This is a genomic window from Azoarcus sp. TTM-91 (genome assembly GCF_012911025.1).
Taxonomy (GTDB): domain Bacteria; phylum Pseudomonadota; class Gammaproteobacteria; order Burkholderiales; family Rhodocyclaceae; genus Azoarcus.
In genome coordinates, this window is sequence record NZ_WUEI01000013.1 from 61795 (window position 1) to 74460 (window position 12666).

9 protein-coding genes are annotated in these 12666 nt (G+C 68.9%); 4 read left to right on the plus strand and 5 right to left on the minus strand.

Annotation, left to right across the window (positions count from 1 at the left end; all coding sequences use genetic code 11):
- Positions 1 to 149: 149 nt before the first annotated feature.
- The 5 genes from GRF61_RS06200 to purL form a co-directional block, all read right to left on the minus strand.
- Positions 150 to 2249, minus strand: coding sequence for a TonB-dependent copper receptor (locus tag GRF61_RS06200; protein ID WP_169149814.1), 2100 nt, complete (start codon positions 2247 to 2249; stop codon positions 150 to 152).
- Between the two features lie 273 nt (positions 2250 to 2522).
- Positions 2523 to 2876: a hypothetical protein gene (locus GRF61_RS06205; RefSeq protein WP_169149815.1), complete on the minus strand. Its 354-nt coding sequence runs from the start codon at positions 2874 to 2876 to the stop codon at positions 2523 to 2525.
- A 41-nt stretch (positions 2877 to 2917) separates the two neighbouring features.
- Positions 2918 to 3403, minus strand: coding sequence for a copper chaperone PCu(A)C (locus GRF61_RS06210; RefSeq protein ID WP_169149816.1), 486 nt, complete (start codon positions 3401 to 3403; stop codon positions 2918 to 2920).
- A gap of 211 nt (positions 3404 to 3614) precedes the next feature.
- Positions 3615 to 4001: a DUF2946 family protein gene (locus tag GRF61_RS06215; protein WP_169149817.1), complete on the minus strand. Its 387-nt coding sequence runs from the start codon at positions 3999 to 4001 to the stop codon at positions 3615 to 3617.
- Positions 4002 to 4128: 127 nt separating this feature from the next.
- Positions 4129 to 8067 carry a phosphoribosylformylglycinamidine synthase gene (gene purL, locus GRF61_RS06220; protein ID WP_169149818.1) on the minus strand — a complete coding sequence of 1313 codons (3939 nt, stop codon included), beginning with the start codon at positions 8065 to 8067 and terminating at the stop codon, positions 4129 to 4131.
- A 193-nt stretch (positions 8068 to 8260) separates the two neighbouring features.
- Here purL and GRF61_RS06225 point away from each other — a divergent pair, with 193 nt between their 5' ends.
- The 4 genes from GRF61_RS06225 to GRF61_RS06240 form a co-directional block, all read left to right on the plus strand.
- Complete coding sequence (locus GRF61_RS06225; protein ID WP_169149819.1) at positions 8261 to 9070, plus strand: phosphatase PAP2 family protein; 810 nt, start codon at positions 8261 to 8263, stop codon at positions 9068 to 9070.
- Positions 9067 to 10044 (plus strand): lysylphosphatidylglycerol synthase transmembrane domain-containing protein, encoded by a 978-nt coding sequence (locus tag GRF61_RS06230; protein ID WP_169149820.1) that lies wholly within the window; start codon positions 9067 to 9069, stop codon positions 10042 to 10044. The genes GRF61_RS06225 and GRF61_RS06230 overlap by 4 nt, the downstream gene beginning before the upstream one ends.
- Complete coding sequence (locus GRF61_RS06235) at positions 10041 to 11087, plus strand: glycosyltransferase family 2 protein (protein ID WP_169149821.1); 1047 nt, start codon at positions 10041 to 10043, stop codon at positions 11085 to 11087. The genes GRF61_RS06230 and GRF61_RS06235 overlap by 4 nt, the downstream gene beginning before the upstream one ends.
- The coding region (locus tag GRF61_RS06240; RefSeq protein ID WP_169149822.1) for a glycosyltransferase family 39 protein at positions 11084 to 12666 on the plus strand (1583 nt) is incomplete at its 3' end. The genes GRF61_RS06235 and GRF61_RS06240, both read left to right, overlap by 4 nt.

Below are 12666 nucleotides of genomic sequence, written 5' to 3' on the forward strand. Positions count from 1 at the left end.
GGCAACGCTGGAACCATGCGCGGACATCTCTATAACCACGGTATTGTCACGGTTACTTTAGACCTCGTCTATCGTAGTTTTCCCTATGGATAGCGGGCTTCCGGCGATGCGACAGGATTGGAAGCCCGCTTTCGTCTATTACGGAAGAACTACTTCAGCGCCAGCTGGAATTTGACCCAGACAGTACGGCCCGGCTCCTGGATACGGGTATTGACCGGCACGACGAAGCCCGGCAAAGCGCTGCCGGTGCGCGACAGGTGCTCCGAGTAGCTGCGGTCGAAGAGGTTATCGATGCCCGCCGTCAACTGGGCGTCCTTGGCGGGCCGCCAGCCGGCGTTGATCGAAAACACCGCAAAGCCGGGCGAACGGCCGATGTCCTGGCCGTTCATGACGATGTTGCCGGAGCCGATGTCGTAGCGGTTCTGGTCCGCCACCATCCTCAGCAGGCCGCCGGCCGAGTAAGTGCCATTGTCGTAGTCCAGCGCCAGGCGGGCTTCCAGAGGGGGCTGCTGGGCCAGTGCGGTATCGTCGGTGTCGTTCTCTCCACGCACCCAGGCCAGGGTGGCGGTGGTCTTCCAGTTGCGGGTGAAGCGCCAGCTGACATCGGCCTCCAGGCCGACGACGGTGGCGTCGATGTTGCGCACCCGGGTGGGCGCGATCCAGGTCATCAGGATGTAGTCCTGCACCTTGCCGTAGTAGCCGGACAGCGCCCCGCTCCACGCCCCCGCGTGCCAGTTGAGCCCCACGTCCAGCTGCGTGGTCTTCTCCGGCTTCACGGTGAGGAAGGCGCTGTTCAGCGTGTCCTCGTCCCGCAGCAGGCGTTCCCAGTAATCCGGGAAGCGCTCCGCGTGCCCCAGCCCGGCGTAGTAGGTGCCCAGCGCGGTGCTGCCTTCGTAGCGCACGAAGCCGCTGGTCAAGGTGGCGCGGTCGGTTTCACCCCGGGTGTGGTTTACCGGCGCGCCCATGCACATGCCTCCCATGTACATGCCGGCCACGCAGCGCCTGGAATCCTTGGCCGAGTGTTCGTCCACACGCAGGCCGGCGACGATGCGGCCCGCTTCGTCCAGGCTGTAGCTGCCTTCGCCGAAGACGCCGAACTGGCGGAAGCGCATGTCCTCCTCGTACGGCAGGCTGCGATAGTAGTCATCGGCGGCATCCGCGCTGGCGCGCCCCATGGCGTTGCGGGTGCGATGCACGTCCTGCTTGGCGTCCAGCCCCAGGGTGAGCCGCAGCGGTTCGGTGGGTGTCAGGCTCACGCCGACCCGGGCGCCGGTGGTGATACGGTCCGGGTTCATCGCCGAAAAACCGTTGGCGTTCAGCTGGTCGCGCAGGCTGTAGTTGTCCATCACATGATCGACATAGTTGTAGTAAGCCTGGGCGAACACCTCGTCCACCAGGGGCGACACCTTGCTCTTGCTGAACTTCAGCGCCACGTTGTCACGCGCGAAGCGGGAACCATCCATGCTCCGGTCCGCGTAGGCTGCCTCGCCATTGCTGCGGGCGAACGAGAGCTCGAGCAGCGTCTGCTCGTCTGGCGTCCATCCCAGCGCCGCGGTGCTGCTCCAGCGGGTGTAGCTGGAATGCACCTTGTTGCCGTCGCCATCCTTGTAGTCATCGGTGTGCGAGCGGGTTGCACCGGCCCGCACATAGAAGCCTGGCGCCCCGCCGGTGACATCCAGCACCTGATCGTTACGACCGAAGCTGCCCAAGGTGAGGCTGCCGTAGGCTTCCCACGCCGCCTTGTCGAAGCGCGGCGCATCGCGCTCGAACAACACCACGCCAGCCGACATACCGGCGCCGTAGATCACGCTCTGCGGCCCCTTGAGCACGGTGACGCGGTCGTAGCTCTCGGGATAGACATAGGCGGTCGGCGGATCCATGCGGCCGCCGCAGCCGCCGTAGATCTCCTGGCCGTCCAGCAGGATGCCCAACCGGGAGCCGGACATGCCGCGCAGCAGCGGATCGCCGTCGGTGCCGCCTTTGCGGATCACCGAGAAGCCGGGGATGCTCTTGAGGAAGTCGGCACCATCGTGGGCGGGGATAGGCTGGCGTGGCGCCTTGGGGTCGGTGACGACGGTAAGCGGCGCGTCCATGGTGGGCGCGGTGACCACGACCGCGCCCAGCGCGGTGTCCTCTCCTGCGGGGAGTTCAGAGTGTTCATGCAACTGCGCCTCGGCGGCAAGGACGGGCAGGGGCAAAGCGAAGCAAAGAGCAAGCGCCAGCGGCAGCTGGCGGAGTTTCGGCGACATCGTGATTCCTCGTTTTCCTTGTATTCCTGCCGGCGGCATGCGGAGGCCGGACAGGAGGGTCCGCACCGCGTGGCGGGGGCCAGCGGCGTCGGGGCTGCTCGAGAGCCGGATCCAGCACGGTCCGGATGAAGCGGGACGGGTATCGCGCCTTCTCCCCTTGCCAGGGCGCGGCGCGAAGCGGGCTGCCCCCTGGGGGCGCTCCGCCTTCCGCCTGGGATCAGGGAGGAAGGCGTGGCATCCGCTGCTGCGGGGCGCGCTGGACGGGCTGGCGGGTCAGGAAAACGCGGGCGGGCCGCGGGGTACGGCGGAGAAGAGCGGCGGGCGTGGCGGCGGGCCGGCCCGTTCCGGCAGCGCCGGGCGTGCTGGCGGCAGGATTGCGCGGGCGGGCGGCAGTTCCGCCGGCGGCGGCATCCAGGCCTGGGGCTCCCAGCGGCACAGCGGACAATGCCCATGGCCGTCGTCCACCGCCACCTCACCCACCGGCGAGGAGGCAAAGTGGCCGGCGCCGCAGATGTCCGCCATCGCCAGGGTTTCCGCCATCGGCAGCGCACGCGGCAACACCGCGCCCAGGATCGCGACGATGACGATCCAGGCGAGGCAGACGCGGTGGCGCAGCAGGCGGCGCATGGCGAGGCTCAATGTTGCGGGAGCGACGGCTCAGGCGGGGTTCAGTGCTTGTGCTCGTGCGCCATGCCTTCGTGGGCCGGCGCGGCCGGGGCCGCAGCGCCCGCGGTCAGCGACCGCGCCGGCGCCTGCACTTCCACCGTTTCACGCTTGCCGTCCTTGCCCTCCACCACCAGGCTCAGCGGCACCGTGTCGCCTTCCTTGATCTGGTCTTTCAACCCCATCAGCATCACATGGTAGCCGCCCGGCTTCAGCTCCACCGCCTGGCCGGCGGGCAGCGCCAGCGCGTCGATCTGGCGCATCTTCATCACGCCGTCCTCGGTCTTCATCTCGTGGATCTCGGTGACATTGGCCACCGGCGAGCTCACCTTCACCAGTCTGGAATCGTTGGCGGCGGTGATGCGGAAGAATGCCCCGGAAGCCTTTTGCGCGGCCACGGTGGCACGTACCCAGGGCGACTCGATCTGGACCTGCGCATGGGCGGCAGGCACTGAGGCGGCAAGCAGCAGGGCAAGCATCAACTTCTTCATGGTGGAACTCCTCGACAGTGAAAACGCCCGAGGGCGGCGGAAGGCGCAGCGCCGCAGGACGGATGCCGGGCAAAGCCGGCGATGGATCCAGCATGGCCGCCAGCCCTCCCCGCGCTCGGGTAGAAAGCAGGACAGCCAACGGAAACAGCAAGGGGAAAACAGGCTGCGCACCGACCAGGGCCTGGACCGGTGGCGGTACGGCGGGCGGCGCTCAGCCCAGGGCGGGCGGCGCGCGCGGCCTGGCGGTAGGCCAGGCAGAAGAGGAAACCTGGGGAATTGGTGCCTGGCTCCGCTCGAAGCCGGCATCGGCCGGCGGTGCTGCCGGCAGCCAGGGAGCAGCCGGCAGCGCGTCGAAGGCGGCCTTGTGTACGCAGTAAGGGCAATGTTCACCGCCCGCCAGCGCCTTGGCCGGCTCGCCGGGCAGGACCTCACCCGGCAGATGGACCACGCCGGCAGCAGTGCAGATGTCGATGGTGCCGCCACCCTCCGCCAACGCCGCATTGACCGCAGGCGCCAGCGCAGCCAGCAGGATCGCGGCGAAGGCGAGCCAGCTTACGAAGCGTTGCCTGCAGGCAGAAAGACGGAGCAAGGAAGGCAAGACGGTAGCAGCGAGAGGGAAACGTCCGTCATTCTAGCGGGCAGCGGCACGCTCGCCCATCCATACCCCGAAAATAATCGGGGCCTTTCGGCCCCGATCATTCACGGTTGCGTCCGGAAACCGGCAATCAGCCCAGCCAGCGGCGGGCGTTGCGGAACAGGCGCAGCCAGGGCGAAGCGTCCGGGCTGGCCTCGCGCAGTTCCTGCGGCGCCCAAGACATCTGCAGCGTGCGGGCGGTGCGCTCCGGGTGCGGCATCATGATGGTGAAGCGGCCGTCCGGCGTGGTGAAGCCGGTCTGCCCGCCGGCGGAGCCGTTGGGGTTGGCCGGATAGCGCTCGGTCGGGTTGCCGGCATTGTCCACATAGCGCAGCGCGGCGATGGCCTGGGCCGGATCGGCGCCGGGCGCGAACACCGCCCTGCCCTCGCCGTGGCTGACCACCACCGGCATGCGGCTGCCGGCCATGCCGGCGAGCAGGATGGACGGACTTTCCAGCACTTCCGCCATGACGAAGCGGGCCTCGAACTGCTCGCTGCGGTTGCGGTGGAAGGTCGGCCAGGCCTGGGCGCCGGGGATGATGGGCGCGAGGTGGGCCATCATCTGGCAGCCGTTGCAGACGCCCAGCGCGAAGGTGTCGCCGCGGCCGAAGAAGGCCTCGAACTGAGCGCGCAGCGCCGGGTTGAAGAGGATGGACTTGGCCCAGCCCTGGCCGGCGCCGAGCACGTCGCCGTAGGAGAAGCCGCCGCAGGCCGCGAGGCCGTGGAACTGTTCCAGGCTGCGACGGCCGGACTGCAGGTCGGACATGTGTACATCCACCGGCTCGAAACCGGCGCGCTCGAAGGCAGCCGCCATCTCGAACTGGGAATTCACGCCCTGCTCCCGCAGCACCGCGACCTTGGGCCGCACGCCGCTGGCGATGAAGGGCGCGGCCACATCCTCGGTGACGTCGAAGCTCAGGCTGACCGACAGGCCGGGGTCGGCGGCGTCGGCCAGCGCATCGAACTCCTCGCGGGCGCAGTCGGCATCGTCGCGCAGCGCGGCGATGCGGTAGCTGGTATCGGACCAGGCCTGCAGCAGCTCGACACGCGAGGCGGACAGCACCAGCTTGGCGCTGCGCCAGAAGCGCACTTCGTCCTTGTCGTTGGGCTCGCCGATGAAGTGGTAGGCCAGGCCGGCTTCGCGCAGCAACGTGGTGATGCGGGCACGGTCGTCGCGGCGGATCTGCACCACCGCGCCCAGTTCCTCGGCGAACAGGCCGCCGACCAGGCGGTCGTCGAAACGGCCCTTGAGGGTGTCCGGCTTCTTCTCCAGGCCATCCACATCGTTCATGTAGGGGTCGTAGCAGACGGTGTCCAGCACCAGCGACAGGCCACACCTGGAGGCGAAGGCCATCTCGCATACCGCGGCGAACAGGCCGCCGTCGGAACGGTCGTGGTAGGCCAGGATCAGGCCCTCGCTACGCAGGCGCTGCACCGCGGTGAAGAAGGCGGCCAGCTCGGCCGGCGCCACATCCGGCGCATGCTCACCGACCGAGTTGTACACCTGGGCCAGCACCGAGCCGCCGAGGCGGTTGGCGCCCTTGCCGAGGTCGATCAGCAGCAGTTCGGTGGCCACGCCTTCAGTGAGCTGCAGCTGCGGCGTCAGGGTGTTGCGGATGTCGGCGACCGGCGCGAAGGCGGTGGCGATCAGCGACATCGGCGCCACCACCTGCTTGTCCTCGCCGCCTTCGTTCCAGGCGGTGCGCATGGACAGCGAATCCTTGCCAACCGGGATGGAGAGGCCGGCGGCGACGCAGAACTCGGAAACCGCCTTGACCGTGTCGAACAGCTTGGCGTCCTCGCCGCGGTGGCCGGCGGCGGCCATCCAGTTGGCGGAGAGCTTGACCTCGCCCAGTTCGGCGATGTCGGCGGCGGCGATGTTGGTCACCGCCTCGCCGATGGCCATGCGGCCGGAAGCCGGCGCGTCCAACAGCGCCAGCGGGGTGCGCTCGCCCATGGCGAAGGCTTCGCCGCGGTAGCCGTGGAAACTCATGGCGGTGACGGCGACGTCCGCCACCGGCACCTGCCAGGGGCCTACCATCTGGTCGCGCGCGGTGAGGCCGCCGACCGAGCGGTCGCCGATGGTGATCAGGAAGCGCTTGCTCGCCACCGTGGGGTTGCGCAGCACACGCAGCGCGGCGTCCTTGAGGTCCAGGCCGGCGACGTCGAAGGGCGGCAGGTAAACAGCGCGGCGGGAGACGTTGCGGGTCATCTTCGGCGGCTTGCCGAGCAGCACCTGCATCTCCATGTCCACCGGCTTGTTGCCGAAGTGGCGGTCGGAAACGGTGAGCTGGCCGTCGGCGGTGGCTTCGCCCAGTACCGCGAAGGGGCAGCGCTCGCGTTCGCAGATGGCGCGGAACACATCGAGATCGGCCGGCGCCACCGCCAGCACGTAGCGCTCCTGCGACTCGTTGCTCCAGATTTCGCGCGGGCTCATGCCCGGCTCTTCGATGTGCACCTCGCGCAGCTCGAAGTGCGCGCCCAGGCCGGCGTGGTCGGCCAGCTCCGGCATGGCGTTGGAGAGGCCCCCGGCGCCGACGTCATGGATGGCGATGATGGGGTTGGCACCGCCGCGCTGCCAGCAGGCGTCGATCACCTCCTGGCAGCGGCGCTGGATCTCCGGGTTGCCGCGCTGCACCGAGGCGAAATCCAGATCGGCAGTGTTGGTGCCGGTGGCCATGGACGAGGCGGCGCCGCCGCCCAGGCCGATGAGCATGCCCGGGCCGCCGAGCTGGATCAGCAGCGTGCCCGGCGGGAACTTCGGCTTGTCCGCCTGCTGCGCCTGGATGTTGCCGACGCCGCCGGCGATCATGATGGGCTTGTGGTAGCCGCGCACCTCGCCCTGCACTTCCTGCTCGAAGGTACGGAAGTAGCCCGCCAGGTTGGGACGGCCGAACTCATTGTTGAAGGCGGCGGCGCCCAACGGGCCTTCGATCATGATGTCCAGCGCGGAGGCGATGCGCTCCGGCTTGCCGTAGGGCCGCTCCCAGGGCTGCACCGCATCCGGCAGGTTGAGGTTGGACACCGAGAAGCCGGCCAGTCCCGCCTTGGGCCGCGAACCGCGGCCGGTGGCGCCTTCGTCGCGGATCTCGCCGCCGGCGCCGGTGGAAGCGCCGGGGAAGGGCGAGATCGCGGTAGGGTGGTTATGGGTTTCCACCTTGGCGAGGATGTGGGTTTCTTCCTCGTGGTAGCGGAAAGCACCGTCGGCATCCGGGTACAGCCTCGGCACCACCGCACCCTCGATCACCGAGGCGTTGTCGGAGTAAGCCACCACGGTGCCCTGCGGATGCGCCTTGTGGGTGTCCTTGATCATGCCGAACAGGCTCTTCTCCATCGGCCGGGCATCGATCACCCAGTCGGCGTTGAAGATCTTGTGGCGGCAATGCTCCGAGTTCGCCTGGGCGAACATCATCAGTTCGACGTCGCTGGGATTGCGGCCGATACGGCCGAAGTTCTCCACCAGGTAATCCACTTCGTCCTCCGACAGGGCCAGGCCCAGCTCGCCGTTGGCCTTCTCCAGCGCAGCGCGGCCGCCGCCGAGGATATCCACCGAACTCAGCGGCTGCGGTTCGTAGTGGTGGAACAGCGCCTCGGCCTGATTCACGTCCGCCAGCACCGATTCGGTCATGCGGTCATGCACCAGCGGCAGCGCCAGGGCGCGGCGCGCCTCGTCCAGATCCTTGCCGGCCACGGTGTAGGCGGTGCCCCGCTCCACCCGCACAATCTTGCCGAAACCACACTGGCGGACGATGTCGCTGGCCTTGGACGACCAGGGCGAGATGGTGCCCAGGCGCGGCACCACCAGCAGCAGGCTGCCCTCCGGCGCGTTGCCCGCCGGGCGCGCATCCAGCAGGTCGACCAAGCGGTCCAGCTCTTCCGCCGTCAGCGGCGCGGACAACTCGACGAAGTACCAGTGCTCGGCCGCCACGCTCTTAAACTTGGGCAGGGTAGCGGCGAAACGCCGGGACAGGCGCTCCAGACGGGATGAAGACAGCGCCGGAGCGCCACGCAGCTTGAGGATTTCGGTCATTTCGATGGGAAATGGAGGGGAAATTGAGGTCCGCCGACAGGGAAGGGAACGCCGGGGCGTGCGGCGGATCGAAACGGCGGATTATACCCGAGCCCCCGGCACCGTTCGCCGGCAACACCTCCGCCCGGCCACCGAAAACCGGCAAAGCGGAGCAATCGGATAAAATCACGCGTTTGCACCGACCCGCTGGCCGATGACCGTACCGAATTCCCCTCCCCGCCCGTCCACCCTGCCGTCCGCGGCCTGGATCTTCCTTCCGTCGATCCTCTCCGGCGCCCTGGCCTTGTACGTGTTCTTCGGCGGGCACAATGAGGACTGGTTCGTCATCACCAACGCGGCGGCGCAGTACCTGCTGCCGGCGGCGCTGTGGGCCGGCATCACCAATTTCGGCGCCACGCTGGGTGCCTTTTCCATGCTGGGGCCGGTGTTGCTGTGGCGTCCCCGCTGGGTGGCGTCGGCGGTGCTGGCCGCCCCGGCGGCCATCCTCTATGCGCAAGGCCTGAAGGCGATCTTCGCCGAGCCCCGGCCAGCCGCGGTGCTGGGCGTGGATGCGATCACCGTGATCGGGCTGCCGCTGCGCACCAATTCCTTCCCCTCCGGCCACACCACCACCGCCTTCGTCCTCGCAGGCGTCTTCACCTTCTGTGCCACCGCGGGCGAGCGCCGCTGGGTGGGCTGGGTGGCGCTGGCGCTGGCCGCGCTGGTGGGCTTCTCCCGCCTCGCCGTCGGCGCCCACTGGCCGCTGGACGTTTTCGCCGGCGCCGCCGGCGGCTGGCTGTGCGCCGCGCTGGGCACCTGGTGGGCGGACCGCTGGCGCTTCTGGGAGCATGCGCGCGGGCTGCGCATCACCGCGGTGCTGCTCTTCATCCTGGCGCTGGCGCTGGCCATCGAGGATCTCGGCTATCCCGAGGGGATGTGGTCGCAATACCTGCTGGTGGCTTGCGGCCTGTTGGGCGCCGGCTGGGCCTGGCTGCATCCACGCACGGTGAGCAAGGCAACGTGAAAGCCAGCCGCCTGCTCGCCCTCGCGGTCAGCATCGCCCTGCTCGCCTGGCTGCTCGCCGACGCGCGCTGGCGCGAGGTGGGCGCTGCCTTCACCCGCCTCACGCCGGACGTGGTCGCGCTGACCGTGGCCGGCATGTTCTGCAGCTACCTGCTGCGGGCACTGCGGGTGTACGACGAATTCCGCCATGACGCCGGCGGCCGCTTCGGCGCCTGTCTGCGCATCGTGCTCATCCACAACGCCATGGTGAACGTGGTGCCCTTCCGCGGCGGCGAGGCGGCTTTTCCGCTGCTGCTGCGCCGCAGTTTCGCCACCCCGCTGCCGCGCGCGGTGGCTTCGCTGTTCTGGTTCCGGCTGCAGGATGCGCTGGTGGTCGGCATGGTGGCGGCGGCAATGTGGCCGGGCGTGCCGCTGGCGCTGCGGGTGCTCGCCTGTGGCGGCCTGCTGGTGTTCGCCTGGGCGCTGCCGCGCTGGGCGCGGCGGCCGCATGGCTGGGCGGAAGGCGGCGCCTTCGCCAGCAAGCTGGGCAAGCTGCGCGACGCCTTCGCCGAATCCACCCGCCACGCCCGCTACGGCTGGCTATGGACCATCGCCAACTGGTCGGTGAAACTCGCCGCCCAGGCCTGGCTGCTGGGCGCCCTGCTGGCGGCCGCGCCGGCGCAGGGCGTGGCCGGCGCGCTGGGCGCGGAGCTGGCCGCCATCCTGCCGATACAGGGCGTGGCCGGCTTCGGCACCTACGAGGCGGGCGCCGCCGCAGCGCTGGCGAGCACCGGCATCGGCTTCGCCGACGGCTTGCGCGCGGCACTTGCCCTGCACCTCTTCGTCATCGCCTGCGCGGTCAGCGCCGGCGCCATCGCCTGGCTGTTCCCCAACGCAGGCCCGGGCCGACAGGCCCCGTCCGACGACAACGACGCTCCGGACTCCGCGCCGCGGAATCCCCCGAATACTTCTTGCGAGACCGCTTCGAACCCATGAGCCTATCCCCGCTCCCTGCCGCCGAGCCGCAGATTCCGGCTGGCCTGCCCAAGCACACCTTGTCCGTGGTAGTGCCGATGTACAACGAGGCGGAGAACGTCGAACCGCTGCTCGAACGCATCCATCTCGCCCTCGGCCCTTACCCCTGGCCCTGGGAAGTGGTGCTGGTGGATGACGGCAGTTCCGACTCCACGCCGGCCGAACTGGCGCGCTGCGCCGAACTCTACGGGCCGCATGTGCGCATCATCGAGCTGATGCGCAACTTCAAGCAGACAGCGGCCATGCAGGCCGGCCTGGATGCAGCCCGCGGCACGGTGATCGTGACCATGGACGGCGACCTGCAGAACGACCCCATCGACATCCCGCGCATGGTGAACCGCCTGCTGACCGAGGATCTGGACCTGGTCGCCGGCTGGCGCAAGGACCGCCAGGACGGCCTGCTGCTGCGCAAGATCCCTTCGCGCATCGCCAACCGCCTGATCGCCCGCCTCACCGGCGTGCATCTGAAGGACTATGGCTGCAGCCTGAAGGTGTTCCGCGGCAGCGCGATCAAGAACGTGCGCCTGTACGGCGAAATGCACCGCTTCATCCCCGCCTGGCTGGCGACGGTGACCACGCCGCGGCGCATCGCGCAGGAAGTGGTGACCCACCACGCCCGCGTCTTCGGCCAGTCCAAGTACGGCATCTCGCGCACCTTCCGGGTGGTACTGGACCTGATCTTCGTTTACTTCTTCATGCGCTACCGTACCCGCCCCGGCCACTTCTTCGGCGGCATCGGCATCGGCCTGGGCGCGCTGGGCAGCGCCATCCTTTGCTATCTGGGGGCGCTGAAGGTTTTCCTGGGTGAATCCATCGGCACCCGGCCCCTGCTGTTCGCCGGCTTCTTCCTGCTGATCGCCGGCGTGCAGATGGTGACTTCCGGCGTGCTGGCCGAACTGCTAGCCCGCGTCTACTACGAATCCGGCAACACCCGCGCCTACCTCGCCCGGCCGAATGCCGAGCTGTCGGTGGACGAAGGCTGGCGCCAGCCGGTGGCGCAATGAATCCGGTGCCGCAGGGCGCGCAGCAGCGCCTCATCACCGCGCTCGTCTTCCTGTTGCCGTTGGTGAGCTACTTCCTCTTCCTCGGCAGCACGCCGCTGTTCGATGTGGATGAAGGCGCTTTCTCCGAGGCCACCCGGGAGATGTTCGAGCGCGGCGACTTCCTGTCGACCTACCTGAACGGCGAGCACCGCTTCGACAAGCCCATCCTGGTGTACTGGCTGCAGGCCATCGGCTACCTGATCTTCGGTGCCTCCGAGTGGGCCTTCCGCCTGCCTTCGGCGGTGTGCGCCGCGGTGTGGAGCTACGCCGCCTGGCATTTCGCCCGCGAGCGCTTCGGCCCGGACGCAGCCATTGCCGCGCTGGCGGTGGCCGCCACCGCCATCGGCCCCTTCGCCATCGGCCGCGCCGCCACGGCAGACGCGCTGCTCAACATGCTGCTCGCGCTGTCGCTGTTCGACGCCTGGCGCCACCTGGAAAGCGGCCGCCGCGCGCCGCTGCTGCGCAGCTATGTCTGGATCGGCCTGGGCGTGCTCACCAAGGGGCCGATCGCCCTCATCGTGCCGGGCGCGGTCACCTTCCTCTACTGCGCCAGCAAGCTGGAATGGAAGCGCTGGCTGCGCTCGGTGTTCGACCCGCAGGGCTGGATCATCCTGGCTGTGCTGGTGGTGCCTTGGTATGCGGCGGCGCTCATCATCCACGGCCAGAATTTCATCGACGGCTTCATCCTCAAGCACAACGTGGAGCGCTTCACCGGCACGCTGGAAGGCCACGCCGGCAGCCTTTTCTACTACGTATTCGCGGTGCCGCTGCTGATGCTGCCCTGGACCGGCCCGCTGCTGGCCAGCCTGCGCCACCTGCGCAGCGACGCCGGCACCGGCGTGCGCCGCTTCCTGTGGCTGTGGGCCGGCTTCGTGGTGGTGTTCTTCTCCCTCTCCGGCACCAAGCTGCCGCACTACGTGCTCTACGGCTCGACGCCGCTGTTCCTGCTGATCGCCGCCCACCGCGACGGCCTGCGGCGCAAATGGCCGCACCTGATCGCGCCGCTGGTGGCTCTCGTGCTGTTCGCCGCCTTCCCGCTGATCCTGCAGACGCTGTCGCAGGGCGAGGCTGGCAACGCCTATTACCGCGCCCAGCTCGGTGAGGCGCTGAGCGCCGCCGGCATCGGCTATTACGCGGCTACCCTGGGCGCCCTGGCGCTATGGCTGGCGATCTGCCTGCGCACCCGCATCCCTCTGTGGAACAAGTTGCTGCTGGGGGCCACGTTGCAGGTGCTGCTGCTCGCCAGCGTGGTGAGCCCCTGGATCGGGCAAGTGCTGCAAGGGCCGGTGAAGGCCGCCGCCGCCGTCGCGCGCAGCCACGAAGGCAATGTGGTGGCGTGGAAGATCGACGCCCCCAGCTTCAGCGTCTATCGGCAGGCGGTAACGCCCTCCCGCGAACCCAAGCCCGGCGAGATGGCCATCACCCGCTTCGATCGCGTGCCGGCCGAAGGCTACGAGCAGCTCTTCCGCCAGGGCGGCGTCGCGCTGGTAAGACGTTTACCGGAACCACCCGCAGCTGAAGCCCCCCCGCTGGAAGCGCC